The following is a 20,939-nucleotide window of genomic DNA, read 5'->3' on the forward strand; positions in this document are numbered from 1 at the left end:
TTTAGCAAAGATCTAGGTGATTATGAATTTGATCCTCAAAAACGCACGAGTGGTCTCCATGAGTTCGGGAGCCGATGGCTATCAGCCCTCTTCTCCTCAAAATATCGTTATCGAAAACGGTAAGATCGTGTCCATCTCTTGTTCAAACCACGAGGCACTTGCTTCTGAATTAGAACAACTGAGCACAGATAGCTCTGCGGATTACATCACCTATGATTGCAAAAACAAGCTAGTAACACCTGGGTTAATTGATTGCCACACTCACCTTATATTTGCAGGTAATCGTGCCAATGAATTTGAGCAGCGTTTGAATGATGTGTCTTACACCGACATAGCCAAGCAAGGCGGTGGTATTTTAGCAACAGTCACTGCGACGCGAGCAGCACAAGAAGCCGAATTGGTTGAGATGGCGCTGCCTAGATTAGACGGCCTGCTAAGAAGTGGCGTCACCAGCATCGAAATAAAATCGGGCTATGGTTTAACACTTGAAGATGAGCTCAAGATGTTACGTGCAGCGAAAGCGTTAGAAAATCATCGCCGAATTAAGATCACCACTACTCTCCTTGCAGCACACGCTGTGCCGCCCGAATATAAAGAGCAGCCCGATCGTTATATTGATCTGGTTTGCCAAGAGATCATTCCTAAAGCTGCAGAGCAAGGGCTCGCCGATGCTGTTGACGTGTTTTGCGAATCTATCGGCTTCAACCTAGAACAAACCGAACGTGTCTTTGCAACAGCCAAAGAATATGGGCTCGCGATTAAAGGCCACACTGAACAACTTTCTAATATGGGTGGCAGTGCGCTTGCAGCAAAATACGGCGCACTCTCTGTTGACCATGTTGAGTACCTTGATGAAACCGGAGTAAAAGCACTGGCGGAATCAGGGACAGTAGCCACCTTGCTACCCGGAGCTTTCTATTTCTTGAAAGAGACTCAACAGCCGCCCGTTGCCCTACTTCGTGAACACAAGATTCCAATGGCGATCGCGACCGACTTAAATCCCGGTACTTCACCCTTTGCTGATTTAACGCTGATGATGAACATGAGCTGCACCCTGTTTGGTACGACGCCTGAAGAGGCGCTACGCGGTGTAACTTGTAACGCTGCAGCTGCCATTGGTGAGTCACAAACCAAAGGTAAAGTCGAAGTGGGTTATGCCGCTGATTTGGCTATCTGGAATCTCGAGCACCCAGCAGATCTGAGCTATCAAGTTGGTGTTCCTCATCTGCATAAACGCATTGTTAATGGCGAGGTGTGTCATGACTCAATCTAATTCCAACGGCATTCAAAAGAACTCAGAAACCGTACATAACTTCGTGTGGACGGGACGCAATGATCTTGAAGATGGCGCACTCGGCACACGCGTACATCACATTACCAAGCAAGTGCAACATAGTGACTTAAGTAACGAGCTTACTGACGGCGCTATCGCCTTAGTTGGCTTTGCCAGCGATGCAGGTGTTGCAAGAAATAAAGGACGAGTGGGCGCAAGACAAGCACCTAACCTAATTCGTCAAGCGTTAGCTAATATGGCTTGGCACAGTGACGCTCACATTGCGGACCTTGGTGATATCGAGTGCAATGATGGTCAATTGGAAGTCAGCCAAAACCAGTGTGCTTCTGTGATTGCCAATGCTCTATCAACTAACAAAGTGATTACCCTCGGCGGTGGTCACGAAGTGGCTTGGGCGTCGTTCCAAGGTCTTGCGGAACATTTACATAAAGCAGAACGCCTTCATAAAACTGAACGTATTGATAAAGATCAGCCAATACACAAACCTAAGATCGGCATCGTTAACTTTGATGCTCACTTTGATCTTCGTGAATTTGAAAGCGACATCGCTGATGTTAAACCCAGTTCAGGTACGCCTTTTAATCAAATCAGCGATTACTGCCACAAGCATCAATGGCCGTTTCATTACGCTTGTCTTGGCGTTAGCGCAGCCAGTAATACCAAAGCGCTGTTTAACAAAGCTGACCAACTGGGCGTGTGGTATGAACATGACCGCAACATGACCCAAGTGAACCAAGTCGCTCAACTGGTTAAGTTGCAAAAATTCATCGCTGAATGTGATTACCTCTATCTCACCATTGATCTAGATGTATTCCCAGCAGCGACTGCGCCGGGTGTAAGTGCACCAGCGGCAAGAGGCGTGAGCTATGAAGCACTCGCTCCTTTTCTAGAACAGATTTTCCAACACAGCGAAAAACTCATTATCGCGGACATTGCGGAATACAACCCAGACTACGACATCGATGGCCAAACGGCTCGATTGGCGGCACGTTTGTGTTGGGATATAGCCAGTGCAATGGCCAGCGACTAATCCAGCTATACCGATAACTACAACTACAACGATATAACGTGAAATAGAAGGAATTCCAAAATGACGGAACACCACAACAGTGACCCTCGTCTCGACACGACACGCGAAATTCGCGCACCTCATGGCACCACTTTGCGCGCTAAATCTTGGTTAACAGAAGCACCACTGCGTATGCTGATGAACAACCTAGACCCTGATGTGGCAGAACATCCACATGCACTGGTTGTGTATGGCGGTATCGGTCGCGCGGCACGTGATTGGAAATGTTATGACAAGATTGTTGAAGTATTAGAGCGTTTAGAAGACGACCAAACGTTGCTTGTTCAATCAGGTAAACCTGTGGGCGTGTTCCCGACTCATAAAAACGCGCCTCGCGTACTGATCGCTAACTCGAACCTTGTTCCACACTGGGCGAACTGGGAGCACTTCAACGAGCTTGATAAAGAAGGCTTGATGATGTACGGCCAAATGACAGCAGGTAGCTGGATTTACATTGGCTCACAAGGCATCGTTCAAGGCACTTATGAAACGTTTGTCGCTATCGCGAAGAAGCACTTTCAAGGAGAAGCAAACGGCAAGTGGGTTCTAACGGGTGGTCTTGGCGGTATGGGCGGTGCTCAACCTCTCGCAGCTACAATGGCTGGCTTTTCAATGATCGCGGTTGAATGTGATGAATCACGAATCGACTACCGCTTGCGTACTGGCTATGTAGACAAAAAAGCCACCAGCATCGATGAAGCGATGGCCATGATTAAAGCATCAGACACGCCAATCTCTGTTGGCTTGCTTGGTAACGCAGCAGACGTATTCCCAGAGCTTGTTGAACGCAATATCACGCCTGACGTAGTCACCGACCAAACCTCTGCCCACGATCCACTGAACGGCTACTTGCCACAAGGTTGGACGATGGAGAAAGCAACGCAAGAACGAACCATTGATGAAGCGAAAGTAGTGAAAGCCGCTAAGCAGTCCATGGCGATTCAAGTTCAAGCTATGCTAGACCTGCAATACCGTGGTGCTGCAACCGTAGATTACGGCAATAACATTCGCCAAATGGCACTGGAAGAAGGTGTGGAAAACGCATTTGATTTTCCAGGTTTCGTTCCCGCATATATACGACCTTTATTCTGTGAAGGCGTCGGTCCGTTCCGTTGGGCTGCCCTTTCTGGTGACCCAGAAGACATCTACAAAACAGACCAAAAAGTAAAAGAACTGATTCCAGATAACCCACATCTACACAACTGGCTAGATATGGCGCGTGAACGCATTCAGTTCCAAGGCTTACCAGCTCGTATTTGTTGGGTCGGTTTGAAAGATCGCGAACGCTTAGGTCAAGCATTCAATGAAATGGTTAAAAATGGAGAACTGAAAGCACCCGTTGTTATCGGTCGAGACCACCTAGATTCAGGCTCAGTAGCAAGCCCGAACCGCGAAACAGAAGGCATGATGGATGGATCAGATGCCGTATCAGATTGGCCTCTATTGAACGCCCTTCTAAATACTGCAGGTGGCGCAACATGGGTTTCTCTGCACCATGGTGGTGGCGTTGGCATGGGCTTCTCACAACACTCAGGAATGGTGATTTGTTGTGACGGCAGTGAAGATGCTTCACAGCGCATTGCTCGTGTACTTCACAACGACCCAGCAACAGGCGTAATGCGTCATGCTGATGCAGGTTACGATATTGCCAAGCAGTGTGCTAAAGAACAGAAGCTTGATTTGCCTATGCTAAACGAAGAACTTCGTCGCCTTTAATGTCTGGAGAAAACATGTTGAATTTATTACTTAAACCAGGACTTCTTGGCCTACCTGAACTGCGTAAGATTAGCCGTAGCCCTGTGAACTTATCACTTGATCCCGCAGCTATTCCTGATATTGAAGCGAGCATGCACGTTGTCGAACAAGTGATTGCGGAAGATCGTACCGTGTATGGCATCAATACGGGTTTTGGCTTGTTAGCAAATACCAAAATCGCCCCTGAAGATTTAGAAGTACTACAAAAAAGTATCGTGCTTTCTCACGCTGCGGGCATTGGTAAATTCATGTCTGATGAAACTGTGCGCTTGATGATGGTGCTAAAAATTAACAGCTTGTCTCGTGGCTACTCGGGTATCCGCCTCAAAGTGATTAATGCCCTTATCGATCTTGTGAACGCACAGGTTTACCCATGTGTTCCACAAAAAGGATCTGTGGGTGCTTCAGGAGATCTTGCTCCCCTCGCCCACATGAGTACGGTACTGCTAGGTGAAGGCCAAGCACGTCACAACGGAAAGATCATCACTGGCTTAGAAGCAATGCAGATCGCTGGCTTGGAACCAATCACACTTGCGCCAAAAGAAGGCTTAGCGCTGTTAAACGGCACACAAGCATCGACAGCATTTGCATTAGAAGGTCTGTTCGCAGCTGAAGACTTGTTTGCGTCTGCAACCGTGTGTGGTGCAATGTCTGTTGAAGCAGCGCTGGGCAGCCGTCGTCCATTTGATCCGCGTATTCATCGCGTTCGTGGTCACCGTGGCCAAATGGATGCAGCACTTGCTTACCGTCATATGCTTGATCAAAAGAGTGAGATTGGTGAATCACACACTTGTTGTGAAAAGGTTCAAGACCCTTACTCACTGCGTTGTCAGCCTCAAGTGATGGGGGCATGTTTACAGCAGATTCGTAATTCAGCAGAAACCTTAAACATTGAAGCAAATGCCGTATCCGACAACCCGCTAGTTTTCGCTGACGATGGCGACATCATTTCGGGCGGTAACTTCCACGCAGAACCTGTCGCAATGGCAGCAGATAACCTTGCATTGGCCATTGCAGAAATTGGCAGCCTTTCTGAACGAAGAATGGCACTGCTGATTGATAGCGCGCTAAGCAAACTACCGCCTTTCTTAGTCGATAACGGCGGCGTGAACTCAGGCTTTATGATTGCTCAAGTAACGTCTGCAGCACTCGCTAGTGAGAACAAAACATTGGCTCATCCTGCGTCAATAGACAGCCTACCTACTTCTGCAAACCAAGAAGACCACGTATCAATGGCTACCTTTGCCGCTCGTAGGCTTAGATACATGGCTGAAAATACCCGTGGGATATTGGCAGTAGAATATTTAGCAGCAGCACAAGGGCTAGACTTCCGCGCTCCGAATCTATCTTCTCCTCGTGTGGAAGAAGCGAAGCAGATTTTGCGTGAGAAAGTGAGCTTCTACGACAAAGACAGATATTTTGCTCCAGATATTGAGCAAGCTAACCTGTTACTCAAGTTATCCGTTCATAACCACTTAATGCCAGAAGGTACGCTGTCAAGTTTTTAATACTTTCCGTATACTGGGCTGTACTCTCGTTACAGCCCACTTGTCCATAAAAAATGAATACACTTATTGATAGGAGTGATACTATCCGAAAAATCATCACTCACTGTCGGAAAGTTCATTACCAATGATAACAAAAAAATCCCCAATCCTGCTTACAACAGCCCTTATCAGCACCTTATTCTTAGCCGGCTGTGGATCTGACTCAAGCAATAAAGCACCCGCAAAACCAACGACTCCTACGACTCCTACGACTCCTACGACTCCTACGACTCCTACGACTCCTACACTAACGAAAGTCGCGACCTATACCAGCATTAAAAACTGTTCAACTGCTGCTGAAGTGCCAAACTGCGCTTTTGAAAAAGGTATTTACATTCTGCCGATTGGTCCAAACATTACTCAAACACAACAAGACGCAGTTAAAACTCAAGTCGAAAATTTGCTTAAATGGGCTCATGACGACGTGAGAAAACAGTTTAGCCAGAAAAAGATACTCATAGGCATAACAGAAGGAGAACCAGATCCTTCTACAGCTCATGGTAAATTCGTGCTTGCACTTGCACAAAATATGTATGCGAGCACCCCTAACATCAATGGTTTAGAGCTTATTTATACTGACCTGTCAGGCGTAGATGAAACAAAAAGCACCACGACATACCAAAAGCTGCTGCAAGTTTTCGATTACTATGTTGATGGTGACAACAATACAGCCGTTGGTGCTGAATTGGCCAAAAGCTACGATGGTTTCAAAACTCTCATCAATAAGAAAATAGGAACAGGTACACAAGCTTTAGGTTATCTAAAATACGATGAATGTAACTACGGCAACGGGCAGTTAGGTGCAGATCGTATTGATGGTACTCCAAGCAAATGTCTCTCAAGTAATGGTACAAGTATTAATGACGATGGTGATGACATTTCGAATGGTAAATTAGACTCAGTCCATACTGTCAAAAAGAACCTCAACCCAGGCGCATTTTTAGGATTGGTTTACGAATACAAAGTGAACCCTGCTAACGGTAAGTTCCCGAATGAGCTGAAAGACGCAAACCAGCCAAAAGGCTTTACTGCGGTCGGTAAAATCGCAAGTGGTGAAACAACAACAGCTAATTACCCATTTAACTATGCGAACCTTGCTTTTACACCAATGAGTGATTATTTAGATAAGTGGTTCTTCCCTAATAAAAAATAAGCTTATATAAATAAAGGTCTAGATTTTCTAGACCTTTATTATTTTTTCTCACCAGCCCGCCTTCTCATCAATCTCCCTCCTTTTCGGCCCTCGTAAACTGGATAGACCATTAAAACCAAGTTAGTTAGCTATAATCCCCGCCAGATTTGATGACTAATAGCGATACTATGTTTCTGACACCTTACTTTTCTACTGAAGACAATCAATTTCAATTCACTCGTGAACAAGCTAGCCACTTTGCAAAAAAAGTAGCCGCTGACTTCAACCCAATTCACGATGAAGACAACAAGCGCTTCTGCGTGCCTGGCGATCTTTTGTTTGCAGTACTTCTGCAAAAAGAAGGCATCAGCCAAAAAATGCGTTTTGATTTTTCAGGTATGGTGGGTAACGGTATTGCGCTAAGCGTTGACAACAAGTGTGAGAAAGAAAGCTCACTGGTTGACGAGAAAGGCAAAGAGTACCTACACATGTCTTGTGAAGGTGAAAAGAGCCACGATCAAGCATTCATCGAACACGTAGTAACAAACTACGTTAAGTTCTCAGGCATGAACTTCCCACACATCATGGTTCCTCTTATGGAAGAACAGCAAATGATGATCAACTGCCAACGTCCTCTTGTGATTTACGAGAGCATGGAAGTTGAATTTACTCGTCTAGACCTATCTCACCCAGAAGTTGAATTCTCAGGTGCGACTTTTGATGTTGAAGGCAAGCGTGGCATCGTGACACTGAACTTTGATTTCAAAGAAGACGGTGAAGTAGTCGGTAAAGGCGTGAAACGCATGGTAGCAAGTGGCCTTAAGCCATACGACCAAGCTTCTGTTGACGACCTAGTAAACCGCTTCAACGAACGTAAAGAGATGTTTCTAGCTCAGTTCGCAGCTGCCGCTTAATCAGCACTCTTATTTACATCACTTGATGTAAACAGCTAAAAACAAGATCAATAAAGCCCAGCTTGGTATCACAAGCTGGGCTTTTTCATTTCGATGACTAATGACATCAAGTCACTCAAGCCTGTATTCAAGTCAGAACTAAATCCAGCGCCTAACCTTTTGTTTGTAATCAACATATTCCGCACCGAATAATTGCTCTAGAGCGCGTTCTTCTGGCTTAATTTGGAACTGATTCATGTAGATTACGAATACAAAACTGAGTAAGACACTGAACAGGTTTTGGAAGAAGTAGCCAAAACAAAACAGTAGGATAAATAGCCCTAGATACATTGGGTTTCGCGTGTAGCCAAAGATTCCACTGTCCACAACTGCAGAAGCGGTGTCGACTTTGATCGGATTAACGGTGGTTTTCTGTTTGCGAAACTCCCATATGCCTGATATTCCAATAACACCACTCAAGACAATCCCGATACCGAGCACAACCATTCGATAAGGCAGTGCCAATGTTCCTTGGCTCAACTGCTGAGCGCAGAAGTATGATGCTACGAATACAATAATGAACAGTGCAACGGGTGGTACTTTTAATTCTAGAAATTTCATACTTTTCCTTATTAACATTCCTTTGTTAGTTTAGAAAAAAGCCCAGCAATTGCTGGGCTAAATGTATTAAAGAATTTTTGCTAGCGCTTGTAATGGGTGAGCAAGCTTCTCACCTTCAAAACGCTTCACTTGGCTACGGCAAGAATAACCCGTCACCAAACAACGATCTTTTGGTAAGTCCTGCATTTGAGGCTTCCAGCTTAAACCGTATATATCTTTCGACATTTGTAGCTTATCGACTTCATGCCCGAAGGTGCCCGCCATGCCACAACAGCCGACCGGAACGCTGGTTAACGCAGCACCAAAGTGCTTGAAGATAGTGCCCCACTCTTTTTCAGCGTTCGGCATTTTGGTTTTCTCAGTACAGTGAGCAAACAAGTACCACATATCTTCACTTGCTGAGCGTGCTTCGAACTCACCCAACGATGGCATTAACCATTCATGCACGGTAAGCACATCAAAGTCGCCACGTTTGTCACCTAAGATCTCAACGTATTCATCGCGGTAACAAAGCACAAGAGCCGGGTCCACTCCCACCAAAGAAATGCCGATATCGGCAACCATTGACAAGAATTCCGATGTTGATTTCGCTTCACGCGCAAAACGACTTAAGAAGCCTTTAATGTGCAGAGCTTTACCATTTGGCTTAAACGGCAGCAACACCGGAGTTTTGCCAAGTTTTTGAGCCAGAGTGACGAAGTCTTCAATCACCTCCGCATCATAGAAGCTAGTGAACGGGTCTTGAACGATCAGCACATGCTGTTTCTTCTCTTCAGAAGACAAGCCTTCTAAGTACTGTAAGTCGAAGAGTTGCAGCTCTTTGCTCGCTAGACGATTTTTAAGTGTAGGTACCGACATCAAAGGAGCATCAACATACCCGACCGTTTTAGCCGTTGCGGTTTGTATCCACTTTTGGCCCAATGCAGCATTCACTACTTTTGGCGCTTTCGCCATCAGCGGCAGCATGGTTTCAATGTTGGCAACTAAATAGTCTTTTGCTGGGCGCTGGTAACGCGAATAGTAGATGTTTAAAAATCGAGAACGGAAACTCGGAACATCAACTTTAATCGGACACTGGCTCGCACACGCTTTACATGCGAGACAACCATTCATCGCTTCATGAACTTCATGTGAGAAATCGTACTCATGGCGTTTGTTCATCGTGTTACGAACACGTTCAACCATGGTTTTAATCGGCGTATTGTCCTTCAGTGCTTCTTGCTCTAAGTCGAGAATATCGACGCCTTGTTCCGTTAACTGACGTAACCATTCTCGAACCAAGCCTGCACGGCCCTTTGGTGAATGACGACGGTCAGCCGTGACTTTCATCGAAGGACACATTGGCGAACTCGTATCGTAGTTGAAACACAAGCCGTTACCATTACATTCCATCGCTTGCTTGAAGCTATCACGGACTTGTACGTCGATCTGACGATCGTAGAAACCACGCTTGGTATCAGTGACTTTCACCAACTCAGCATCGCTTTCTAACGGCGTACAGATCTTGCCTGGGTTCATCTTGTTATGCGGGTCAAATGCCGCTTTAACTCGTCTTAATTCGGTAAACAGCTCTTCACCAAAGAAGTCAGGACCATACTCAGAACGGAAGCCTTTACCGTGTTCACCCCACATCAAGCCGCCGTATTTAGCCACCAGCTTAACCACTTCATCAGAGACTTCATGCATCAATGCTTCTTGCATCGGATCACACAAATCTAAAGCAGGACGAACGTGCAGTACGCCCGCATCCACGTGACCAAACATGCCGTAGTTCAACTCTTTTGAATCGAGTAATACTCTAAATTCAGAGATGAAGTCGGCCAAGTTTTCTGGTGGTACACAGGTATCTTCAGCAAAAGCGACTGGCTTAGCTCGGCCTTTCGCCGCACCTAATAGACCTACCGCTTTCTTACGCATGTTGTAGATTCGGCCAATGCTCGCCAAATCACTGCACACTTGGAAGCCAATCACACCGGCTTCTTCAGTTTCTACCATGCTTTCAAGCTGTGCGGTCAGCGCTTGAACTTGTTGTTCAACTTCCGCTTCATCTTGGCCTGCAAACTCAACCATGTTGATGCCAAGCATCTCTTTATTTGGAACATCCATCAGCAAATCGCTCACGGTGTGCCAAACAATGTCTTGTTTCGCTAGGTTCAATACTCTTGAGTCAACGGTTTCAACAGACAGCGCTTTCGCTTCTACCATGAACGGCGCATTACGCAGTGCAGAATCGAACGTATTGTATTTCACGTTAACCAACGTTCGTGCTTTTGGAATCGGCGTGAGGTTCAGCTTTGCTTCAGTGATGAATGCTAATGAACCTTCTGCACCACATAGAACACGAGTCAGGTCAAAGCTATCGTCTTCTTCGTTGATTGCGTTCTTTAAATCGTAACCAGTTAAGAAGCGGTTCAATGGTGGGAATTTATTAAGAATTTGAGCGCGCTTATCTCGACAAACGGCCTCAGTTACTGCAAGTGCATGATGAGCAAATTCACCCTCAACAGGTAAGCCGTGTGATAAATCGGATTCGAGACATGAACCATCTGCGAAGACCGCTTGCAGCGACAACACATGGTCAGACGTTTTACCGTACTTCAATGACCCTTGGCCCGAAGCATCGGTATTGATCATGCCACCTAAGGTTGCTCGGTTACTGGTAGAAAGGTCTGGAGAGAAAAAGTAACCATACGGACGCACAGCATCGTTCAATTGGTCTTTAACGATACCCGACTGAACTCTTACCCAGCCTTCTTGCTCGTTAATCTCAAGAACCTTGTTCATATAACGAGACAGGTCAACCACGACGCCTTTTGTTAAAGACTGTCCGTTAGTACCGGTACCACCGCCACGAGGGGAAAAGGTCACGCGTTCGTAAGCAGATTTTGCACCCACTTTACCGAGCAGCACAACGTCTTGGGTTGTTTTAGGGAGAATAACTGCCTGCGGCAATTGCTGATAGACACTGTTATCAGTCGCCACAGCCAAACGGCTAGAATATTGAGATTCAATGTCGCCAGTAAAGCCCGCTGTTTTTAGTTCATCTAAAAAGCGTACGACAACTGGATCGACATCAGCATTGAGTTGAAGTCTTGGTAACATTTGCTTCCTGCCCCTACTTCGCTGATCCTATCAGCATTGGGTTATCTGAGATTTTTAATATTTTTCTTTGAATTTCGTCACTTTACTACTATTAAGATCATATAAAAAGGTGATCAAATAAGAATCTCGGTGCAAGAATGGAGAAATAGTCACTTTCGTCTTAATTCAGTAGTAAGATAGTAGATAACTTTTTTACGACATCTCCATGAGCAAATAACAATGAAAAAAAGCAAAACAGTCACAACTGAAGATATTCTTCTTAAGCTATGCCAATCAGTCTCAAACGTACTTACTTCAGCGACGGCTTCACAGGTGTCCTACTCAGCCATGGTTCAAAAGATCAACAAGACAAGTCTTAAGCCAGATTTTGGTTGTTTCGTCTTGTTCGACGGCGGGTTTTCAGGTCTTGTTGTTATCAATTTTACGTCGAAAGCAGCGCTAGAGATCTACACAAATTACATGCGTAATATGGGCATGCCTGAAGACGAACTCGCTGTACTTCATACTTCAGACGAAGTAGGTGATGTATTAGGTGAGTTGATGAACCAGTTGGTTGGCGACTTTACCAACAAAATCCGTAAAGAACTGCAAACTAACATCACACAAAACCAACCGAAAATGCTGGCATTGAACAAGCAAGTGAACCTTTCTGTTGATACTAACTTAGATCGCCCGCAAGCTCGTCGTGTTACTTTCTCAACTGCCGACAACAACATTTTCTACCTTGAGCTTGCAATGGACAAAACAGAATTCATCCAATTGGAAGAATTCGAAATCGCTGAAGACGAATGTCCAGACAGTATTCTTGAAGCGACTCAGAAAAAAATGCAAGAACCAAAGCAGCCAGAGCAAAGTTCAGGCAACGATTCTGCAGCTGATTTACTCGATGAACTTGGAATCTAGGTTACAAATACTCTAGTTAATCAAGAAAATCGTGTCACTAACGCCATCAATCCTCTTGATGGCGTTTTGTTTTGTCCGGGACCCGCCGCTTCCTTCCTATGTCCTTATCTTCCATAATCGTTCACCACATTCCTACAAATGACTTTTGACTTTGCTGTTACTCGCCAAAACATGTAAAATGTTGGACTTTTAAAAATTTGCGGTAATGATTAAGTTGTCGATGGATAAGAAAAAAGCCCTAAAGAAAATTGCCAAGTGTCTTGAGCTTGGAAACTCTGCGAACGTCAATGAAGCTGCCAATGCGATAAAAATGGCGCATAACTTGATGCTGAAATATGGTCTCGAAAAGGACGATATTGAATTTATCAAGATGGGAAAAACTCAATCCAGTCACCTGTTACCTGCAAATATCAGCTCTACACTGCTGCGTGTTATTCGTGGTATTAACACCAAGTTTGGCGTAGAAGCCGTGTTACTGAATCACAAAGGCCTTAAACGCGTTGAATTCATTGGTGAAGCCGATCGCGCTATCTTCGCGGCTTTTGCGTTCGATATTATTTATCGTGAACTGAATGAGCACACTGGCCAATTCAGAAACAGTTTTGCGGGCTCGGGAACAGGGACACTAGAAGTAACACGTCGCGTAAACTCTTACGTTTCGGGTTGGGTAGAAGGTGCGCTTGAAAAACTGCCTGTTATCACCCCAGACGACGAGTCAAACAACAAGATCAATAACTACATTGATAAAGAATTCCAAAACATCGACCGTGAAACGTTCAAACAACAACTCAGAGAAGCGATGAAAAACCTCACCGCAGACTATGAAGTTGGTTTGAAGAAAGGCCGAAAACTGTCTGTAAATCGACCTGTTGGCGGAACTCAAGCCGTTAAAAAGATAACTAAATCATAGAGCCACTTTACATTGCTTCAGCGTATTGATAAAAACCACCAATAGGACTTATTGTTGTCTTTCGTAATTCATGCGTTTGACAGAAGTACATGATGGAGAAATACGTTGAAAAAAATCACACTAGCCCTGGCACTCACTGTTGCTCTAACGGGCTGTCAAGCGACACAACGCCAAAACGCGACAACTGGCGAATCTGAGACTAATTCCGCAACTCAAGGCGCTTTAATTGGTGCAATCGCCGGTGCTGTTGCTGGTGCTGCTACGGGTGACGACTCTAAAGACCGTCGTAAGCGTGCACTCATCGGCGCAGCAGGTGGCGCCGCAGTTGGCGGTGGTATCGGTTACTACTTTGACCAGCAAGAAGCTGCACTTCGTGAAGAACTCATGAACTCAGGCGTTCAAGTAGAGCGTGTTGGTGAGAACCAACTTCTACTTCGCCTAGAGAACGGCATTGGCTTCGATTCTGGTTCTTACGCTTTAGAATCAAGCATCCACAAAACACTTCGCGGCGTTGCGCGCATCTTAGTTGAATACCCAGACACTAGCCTAGTGATCGAAGGTCACACTGACAGCACAGGCAGCGAGTCTTCTAACCAAGTTCTTTCTGAGCGTCGTGCTGAATCGGTTCGTGCATTCTTGATCTCTCAAGACGTTGCTGCAGGCCGTGCCATTGCTCGTGGTAACGGTGAACGTTACCCTCTGTGTGACAACAACACCTCTCAAGGTCGCGCTTGTAACCGTCGCGTAGAAATTCAAATCTTGCCGCTTAAGTAGCACGATTAAAGCCCAGTTCGTCTTTATCTATTGAATTAACCTCTATATAGTTGCTTATCGTCGTGTTGCTTGTTCAAAGTCACACGACTAGCCATATTCATACTGATATACCGACTCTGGGCTTTTTAACGAGACTTATCTATTGTTTATCCTATCCAACTTTCTGTCATCATCACTTCTTAGAACTCTATTTTTTACCCTCATCTTTTCCACAATACAGTTCTCTACTGCACACTTCGTTCATGCAGAAAGCAACGTCGCATTCTCGATAGAACCTCAAGATCCAGTTTCTCAATACCAACTAGCTCAAGCTTATGAATCAGGTAATGATGTCCCTTTGAGCACCAACGATGCATTTTATTGGTACTCGCAATCCGCAGAAAACGGCAATGCAAATGCGCAATTTAGGCTGGCTGAATGGTACTTGGCAGGATCAGGTGTAGAGCAAAGCAACAAGCTAGCTTTAGAATGGTTTATTAAATCAGCCTTGCAAGGTAACCAGCGCGCGCCTATCGAAGTCGCAAAGCTCTACGAATCCTCACTTGAGAAAGAACTCCTAAAACCATTAGATGAAGCACAGCTATGGTATGAAGCGGCCTTAAAAAACAATCCAAAAGCCGAAGATGGCTATAACCGCATACTGGAAGCGCAATTCAACCAGCAACGTGCCAAGCAGATCTCTTCGATTGAAAAGCTCAACGACAACGTCATTGCTGAAAGCAGCACGAATCAGAGGCTATCTAATCCAAAGCGAGCAAGTAGCTCCCCTTCTTATCTGCCCTCTAGAGAGCAGGTAACACGTTCTAACCTAACGTATTCAGACTATCTAATTGGCACAGCCTTAGCCGTGTTGATTTCAATTGTCAGCATTATCATGACTCTGGTGATATCAAAAAGAAGACACGCTCTAAAATCGGGTGAATTGGGGCAACAAAAGCAGACACTTGAAGCACAGCTTAGCTCGAAGGACTTCACTATTAAGCAGCAGAAACGTCAGCTGCACACGATGTTCCATGAGTTAAAAAAACAGAAAAATGACAACAGCCTGAACAATTTACAAGTAGCCTGCGCTCTATTTGGGTATACACCTAGCTCAATTCCGAATCAAAAAAGCATTAAAATTCGATATAAACAGCTATCCAAAATCTACCACCCAGATGGTTACGGATGTGACGAAGAGATGAAACGTTTGAACAATTCGCTAAAAACCATCCTTAAGAGTGTTGCAAAAACGTAAACAACCAAGCAAACTCGATTTCCAAAGTCGCAAAGATATCGATTTTATTAGTACTGCAATCGATCCCCCTCTCAAAAACAGGTAACAAACTATTAACTAATGAGTCTTACTTGTGTCATAATTTGCGCCGAAAATACACCTGACTTAAACAGGTGAGGAGAGAATATGTTCACAATAGAAGGCGTTTGTGATTGGTGCAAAAAGCCAAGCCTAGTTAAAAAGCACGACTACCTAGATGGTAAGTGTCATCATGCATGTCAAGAGTGCAATGATATGGCCACCATTGATGTTCGCCAGTTCAATATTGGTGAAATGGAAATGAGAGCAAAACTCTCCCAAGCGACATTGAGATAAGCAACACCGTTGAAATATAAGAAAGCGCCTAAGGCGCTTTTTTTGTATCTGAGATTTATCTTCTTATCTTCTTATCTTCTTATCTTCTTATCTTCTTATCTTCTATACAGGTGTATACAGTACTTTTCTGTCAAAACCACTGTGTACACCTGTATAAAGCTCACATTTCTTCAACTTATGAGACAAAACAACAAATTCATTCAAATTTAATTTTCACTCTATTTTCAATCACTTAAATAAAAGCCACCTCCATACCCAAGCAAGATCGTCCAATAATCCCTCAAAAAACGCTTGATCTTATAAGCAACAAAAACTACTGTATACACATACAGCATGTATATAAGGACAGCAAAATGATTCCAGCACACGTTAAAGCACAACACTCTAGCCCGCTAACTCACTGCGCATTTACATCCGTCTCTCGTGACACAAAAAGTTCAAACGAAGAAGCGTTGTTTGCCAAAATGGCGTTGCTGTCCAATCAACATCAGTGGTTACTGTTTACGGCTCAAACACCAAGACCATCGGCTAAACAGCTGCAGCAACATAATGTTTGCTGTGATCGTGTTATTCACATGAAAGCCTCTAATCAAATGACAGAAGTAGAAACCGTCGAGAAAGCCATTCGATCTAAGAATGCGAGTGCGATTGTTGCAAGTGCATCGATTGATCAGTTCAGCCAACAGTACCTAAGAACATTAGGATTGCGCTTTCAGTGTGAAGTCTTCTTTATTGATGCCAATTCAGAGCGTATTCACTAGACCGCCTGACTTAATAACATTTTGGATCAAAAACATAGCCCATAAACATAGCCCATAAACATAGCTTAATCTTTTAGCTAACAAACTTAAGTTAACTTAACAGCATAGCTCCAAAACACAGTCCAAATATACTGCCTTCCCCTGCCCTACAATTCGCCAATTTTCTAGCGAATAGTTAGGCGGGGGTTTTTATTTGATCAATAGATTTAGCAATCGTTTGCTTTTTCTCTGGAAGCAAATAGTAGATTGGGTATAATGCCCGTCTAATCATGTGCACACCGCACTTCTCTGTATGACGTTTGATAAAAGATAGGAATGTCTAAATGAGCCTTGCTGATCAAGTTCTTGCCGTAAATGATGACCTACCAATCCGTACTGATAAACCTGTCCACAGTGGCAAGGTTCGCTCAGTCTACTGGTTAACTGAAGAAGATAGCCAACGACTAATTAAAGAGAAAGGCTACGATGTAGCACCAGATGCGCCTTTAGCAATCATGGTGATCAGTGACCGTATCTCTGCATTTGATTGTATCTGGCGTGGTGAAGGGAATCTAAAAGGTGTTCCAGGTAAGGGTGCAGCTCTGAATGCTATCTCTAACCACTGGTTCAAATTGTTTAAAGACAACGGCCTCGCTGACAGTCATATTCTTGATATCCCTCACCCGTTCGTATGGATTGTACAAAAAGCTCGCCCAGTCATGATCGAAGCGATTTGTCGTCAATACATCACAGGTTCAATGTGGCGTGCATACGCAAACGGCGAACGCGAATTCTGTGGTATCGAGATGCCAGAAGGCCTTGAGAAAGACAAGAAATTGCCTGAGCTACTGATCACGCCTTCTACAAAAGGGATTTTGCAAGGTATTCCTGGCGTTCCAGAAGCTGATGATGTGAACATCACACGTAACAACATCGAAGATAACTTCGCAGCATTCAATTTTACTCAAGCAAGTGACATTGCGCATTACGAGAAACTTCTAAAAGAAGGCTTCAACGTAATTAGCCAAGCGCTAGCAAAAGTCGATCAAACCTTTGTCGATACGAAATTTGAGTTCGGCTATGTGAACGATGCTCAAGGCAAAGAAAAGCTTATCTACATGGATGAAGTCGGTACCCCAGATTCATCTCGCATTTGGGATACTCAGGAATACAATAACGGCAACATCGTTGAGAATTCAAAAGAAGGTTTCCGCCAGTTCCTACTTAACTACTTCCCTGATGCTGATATTCTTTTGAACAAAGAGCGTATGCCAGAGCGTGAAGCGTTAGCTCGTGACAATGAACTTCCATTGGATTCATTGATGTCTCTGTCGCGCACTTATCTTGATATCGCGGCGAAGATTACAGGCGCGGAAATCGTACTGAGTGAGAACCCTAAGCAAGAGATCATCGATGTATTGCGTGCTGACTATGGTCTAGTTGACTGATTGCATTCTAGAAAGCGAGTAAGCTCGTAAACACAAGTTCCAGATACGAAAAGGGCCTCATCATTATTGAGGCCCTTTTTCGTGTGCGATTTTTAATATTCTTTGAGCTAGCTTCTAAGCGATATGTTCTAAGCAATAAGCTCTAAGCTCTAAGCTCTAAGCTCTAAGCTCTAAGCAATACTGATAGATTAAAGCTTAATAGTAAACTCTTCTCCAGTATTCTCGGCAATCACCAAATGACTGCGCGATTCAATGTACTCGATCTGCTCTTCTTCAAGAGAATATGGCATAGCAACTTTGAGTTCAGTGATCCCCTCTAGCTTGGCTAGCTTGAGTAAGGTAACAATGTTTGACTCATCACTTTTACGCGTCGACATCGATTTCAATGCCATCTGCCATAAACGATCTTCAGGGCTTGCGAGCTCTTTAATGCTATCTCGCCAGACAGTACTAAATACTGGCGCAATCGTGGTGAGTGCTTCCAGAAAAGTCCATTTTTTACTGCATGAGGCGCCAAGAAATGTTGTGTAATCAAACTCTACACGCGTCTCTGTCTGTTTATCCATGATGTCCCCCGACACTTTGACAACACAATATACTCAATATCTATCAACTCTTTCTTTATAGCAATAGGATATAGAAGAATAGTCTTTTATGACCTTTTGATTGGTTAAAAAGGCATATAAAAATCAAACTTGTAACAAAATAAGTACTGAAAAAACATATATGCACCTATTTGATTAATATTTTAGAGATAAAACTAATCCATCTATTTGATATCAATTATCCGACTCGCTTTTTTGTACTGAATACGCCAGCCAGACCATGTCGGGAGCTCCCAACGTTTTGGCGATAACTTTCGACTGCCCGATTGATAATGAACGTAAATCAGCTTGCGTGCCGGCAGGTATTCGACTTCGAGTTGCAAGTCGGCAAGGCTCAATGCAAACGGGTACTTTTCCGAAAACTCTGAATAGAGCCAAGTCGGGATACCATCGAATGGAATATCTGCATGGTCGAACATTTCCAATTCGCTCACATCAGTGACACCTAACACTTCAAGCTGCTCTAATAACCATAGCTCAAAGTTAATGTTCTCAATTTCTGGTGTGTATTGGGTTTGTTCATCGAGACCGAGTTTCACATACAGCTGCCAATGTTTGATTTGTTGAGTGCGAGCTTGTGCAAAACCCGGAAGTTGAACCCCATTCGATACAAGATCGACGATCGGCTTTAACGATAGTTGCCCTTCCGCTGCCACGAGCTTGGTCGTGATCGTGCGGCCGGCATACACCAACGCCATCCCAGTATAGACGCCGTCATCATTCACAATCGTTTCACCTTGCTCCCACTCTCCTAGCTCAGCATCAATGATAAGCTCAAGAGGAATGGGGGCCGTGACCGTCGCTAAGGTCAGTGTTTGCTTAACACCTCTTCCCGGCAAACTATGAGTGTCTAACACCAACATCGCTTGTGCATTGTCCGGGAAACGATTCTGACGGCCGAGTACTACCTCTAACACTCCGTTGGCAAAGGCTTCTTTCCTTTTCAGTCTGCGCACAAAGACTAACTCAGGATGCAGCTTAATAATGGTGTCAATTAGTTCAATACGCAGGAAACGGGACGCGACTTCTAATTGAGGAAGTTCAAACACCTCACGCATTTGCTTAGCCAGTCCCTGTGCTTCATTCAATGCCTGCTGGTCGATTTCTAGATTCGGATATTCGCGACCGCGAACGATCTGAATCAACAGGGATAAATCACACCCTTCTTTCTCTTTTTGCGCCAGAGCTTCAAGGTGTTCTGCATTGGTTGGTAATTGATACAAGCGAGCAGGAACGGACAGCGCCGCAGTGAGATCCACCATCGCCTCTTTGAGTGCTTTGGTTTTGATTCGAGTAACAATATCGGCATACAAAGCATCAATCGGCAACGGATACAGCTTTTTGCCATGCTCGGTAATTTGATGCTCGGCGTTAATCGCTTCCATCGTCAGCAAGGTTTGAGTAGCACTGTTTAACGACTTCTCAGGGATTGGATCAAGAAAAGATAAGCTCTCGATCGAGTTGCCACAACATGCCGCAGCCAACATAGGTTCTGTTAGTTCTTCGCGTTGCAGTTCGGGCGGTGTCACTAACTCTAATGCGGCGTGTTCTCCGTATAAGCGAACGCAGACACCATCCATCACCCTACCCGCGCGGCCAGCTCGTTGTTTGGCACTCGCTCGTGATAAGGATTTAAGCATCAGTGTGGTTCTTCCGTTACGCTGAACGGTGCGCCTTTCTAATCCTGAATCTATTACCACGCCAATGTCAGGAATGGTTAATGAGGTTTCAGCAACATTAGTAGCAAGAATGACCTTTCTCAGGCCATAACCGTTAGCATTGATATCGATATTACGACCCGATAACGCTAAATCTCGCTCTTTATCACTGACTGACGCATACAATTTCACCACTTGGATATCTGGATTTTTTGCCAAGGCTTGTTCACATTGCACGATCTCTTTTTTACCTGGTAGAAAAACCAACATGTCACCAGAAGATGCAATCAGTTGGTGATTCACTTCTTCGGCAATGCGTTGCTCTAGGTGTCGAATATCGGGCAATGCTCTTGACTCATTCGCTCGGTGTTCAATAGCAACTTGATAAGTTCGGCCTTCACAACTGATTCGATTCGCATCCAAATAATGAGCAAGGCGCTCACCTTCAATGGTTGCTGAAGTGATCACCAAACGATGACTCGCTTTTTGTTTGAGGATCGCCACCAGCAAATCAATGTCCCAGCGCCTCTCATGAAATTCATCGACTACGATGACATCAAAGCCAGCAAGCCCATCTTCAGATAGCCAACGCAGCGCGATACCGGGCGTCACAAAAACAACGTTAGTTTGCTCGTTGTATTCAGACTCAAGTTTGATCGCATAACCAATTTTGTCACCAAGCTTTTTGCCCGATTGTAGGGCGAGATATTTAGCTAATGAGGTACAAGCTATTCGTCTTGGTTCAACCACCAGCACTCGCCCATGTTGGCAAGCCCAAATTGGCAAACGCGTTGATTTGCCCGATCCGGTTTCAGCTTCTACTACTAGGTGAGAATTAGCGATTTGTTCGTGAAATACGTTTTGATAAGCATCGATGGGCAGTAATGACATAAAAAA

The 20,939-nt window shown here is 44.6% G+C and carries 17 protein-coding genes; 13 read left to right on the forward strand and 4 right to left on the reverse strand.

The annotated features are described in order from the left end of the window. The first annotated feature begins 22 nt into the window (after positions 1–22). The 6 genes from hutI to ACED25_RS16780 all read left to right on the forward strand — a co-directional run bounded on the left by hutI (position 23) and on the right by ACED25_RS16780 (position 7,711). Complete coding sequence (hutI, locus tag ACED25_RS16755; RefSeq protein WP_371695723.1) at positions 23–1,273, forward strand: imidazolonepropionase; 1,251 nt, start codon at positions 23–25, stop codon at positions 1,271–1,273. Beyond that, the gene (gene hutG, locus ACED25_RS16760) at positions 1,260–2,324 is read left to right on the forward strand and encodes a formimidoylglutamase (RefSeq protein ID WP_371695724.1); all 1,065 of its coding nucleotides are present in this window, start codon (positions 1,260–1,262) and stop codon (positions 2,322–2,324) included. Before hutI ends, hutG begins: the two co-directional genes overlap by 14 nt. A gap of 60 nt (positions 2,325–2,384) precedes the next feature. Further along, positions 2,385–4,079: a urocanate hydratase gene (gene hutU / locus ACED25_RS16765; RefSeq protein ID WP_371695725.1), complete on the forward strand. Its 1,695-nt coding sequence runs from the start codon at positions 2,385–2,387 to the stop codon at positions 4,077–4,079. Positions 4,080–4,093: 14 nt separating this feature from the next. Further along, the gene (hutH, locus tag ACED25_RS16770) at positions 4,094–5,626 is read left to right on the forward strand and encodes a histidine ammonia-lyase (protein ID WP_086049202.1); all 1,533 of its coding nucleotides are present in this window, start codon (positions 4,094–4,096) and stop codon (positions 5,624–5,626) included. 124 nt (positions 5,627–5,750) lie between these two features. Further along, entirely contained in the window at positions 5,751–6,818 is a 1,068-nt protein-coding gene (locus ACED25_RS16775; RefSeq protein WP_371695726.1) for a histidine ammonia-lyase, read from the forward strand. Positions 6,819–6,985: 167 nt separating this feature from the next. Continuing rightward, on the forward strand, positions 6,986–7,711 hold the full coding sequence (locus ACED25_RS16780) for a DUF3581 domain-containing protein (RefSeq protein ID WP_010438254.1): 726 nt from the start codon (positions 6,986–6,988) through the stop codon (positions 7,709–7,711). 138 nt (positions 7,712–7,849) lie between these two features. On the opposite strand, the gene ACED25_RS16785 is transcribed toward ACED25_RS16780, so the two are convergent. Together ACED25_RS16785 and ACED25_RS16790 are read right to left on the reverse strand one after the other, a co-directional pair. After that, entirely contained in the window at positions 7,850–8,311 is a 462-nt protein-coding gene (locus ACED25_RS16785; RefSeq protein ID WP_012603712.1) for an isoprenylcysteine carboxylmethyltransferase family protein, read from the reverse strand. A 66-nt stretch (positions 8,312–8,377) separates the two neighbouring features. Further along, positions 8,378–11,413, reverse strand: coding sequence for an FAD-binding and (Fe-S)-binding domain-containing protein (locus tag ACED25_RS16790; protein ID WP_371695727.1), 3,036 nt, complete (start codon positions 11,411–11,413; stop codon positions 8,378–8,380). A gap of 219 nt (positions 11,414–11,632) precedes the next feature. Here ACED25_RS16790 and ACED25_RS16795 point away from each other — a divergent pair, with 219 nt between their 5' ends. The 7 genes from ACED25_RS16795 (at position 11,633) to ACED25_RS16825 (ending at position 17,779) form a co-directional block, all read left to right on the forward strand. Next, on the forward strand, positions 11,633–12,316 hold the full coding sequence (locus tag ACED25_RS16795; protein WP_009846485.1) for a DUF3334 family protein: 684 nt from the start codon (positions 11,633–11,635) through the stop codon (positions 12,314–12,316). Between the two features lie 220 nt (positions 12,317–12,536). Beyond that, positions 12,537–13,226 carry a DUF2786 domain-containing protein gene (locus ACED25_RS16800; protein ID WP_009846484.1) on the forward strand — a complete coding sequence of 230 codons (690 nt, stop codon included), beginning with the start codon at positions 12,537–12,539 and terminating at the stop codon, positions 13,224–13,226. 105 nt (positions 13,227–13,331) lie between these two features. Beyond that, entirely contained in the window at positions 13,332–14,000 is a 669-nt protein-coding gene (locus tag ACED25_RS16805) for an OmpA family protein (protein ID WP_009846483.1), read from the forward strand. Positions 14,001–14,142: 142 nt separating this feature from the next. Further along, positions 14,143–15,237: a hypothetical protein gene (locus ACED25_RS16810; protein ID WP_371695728.1), complete on the forward strand. Its 1,095-nt coding sequence runs from the start codon at positions 14,143–14,145 to the stop codon at positions 15,235–15,237. 165 nt (positions 15,238–15,402) lie between these two features. Beyond that, complete coding sequence (locus ACED25_RS16815; RefSeq protein ID WP_048659540.1) at positions 15,403–15,591, forward strand: hypothetical protein; 189 nt, start codon at positions 15,403–15,405, stop codon at positions 15,589–15,591. A gap of 353 nt (positions 15,592–15,944) precedes the next feature. After that, positions 15,945–16,352: a SulA-like leucine-rich domain-containing protein gene (locus ACED25_RS16820; RefSeq protein ID WP_269334863.1), complete on the forward strand. Its 408-nt coding sequence runs from the start codon at positions 15,945–15,947 to the stop codon at positions 16,350–16,352. A 323-nt stretch (positions 16,353–16,675) separates the two neighbouring features. Then, complete coding sequence (locus tag ACED25_RS16825; RefSeq protein WP_371695729.1) at positions 16,676–17,779, forward strand: phosphoribosylaminoimidazolesuccinocarboxamide synthase; 1,104 nt, start codon at positions 16,676–16,678, stop codon at positions 17,777–17,779. Positions 17,780–17,967: 188 nt separating this feature from the next. Here the strand turns inward: ACED25_RS16825 and ACED25_RS16830 are convergent, their stop codons facing one another. Continuing rightward, entirely contained in the window at positions 17,968–18,345 is a 378-nt protein-coding gene (locus ACED25_RS16830) for a transporter (RefSeq protein WP_371695730.1), read from the reverse strand. 203 nt (positions 18,346–18,548) lie between these two features. Further along, positions 18,549–20,933 carry a helicase-related protein gene (locus ACED25_RS16835; RefSeq protein WP_371695731.1) on the reverse strand — a complete coding sequence of 795 codons (2,385 nt, stop codon included), beginning with the start codon at positions 20,931–20,933 and terminating at the stop codon, positions 18,549–18,551. Positions 20,934–20,939 lie beyond the last annotated feature (6 nt).

The organism is Vibrio sp. 1F263, from assembly GCF_041439035.1.
Lineage (GTDB): Bacteria > Pseudomonadota > Gammaproteobacteria > Enterobacterales > Vibrionaceae > Vibrio > Vibrio tasmaniensis_A.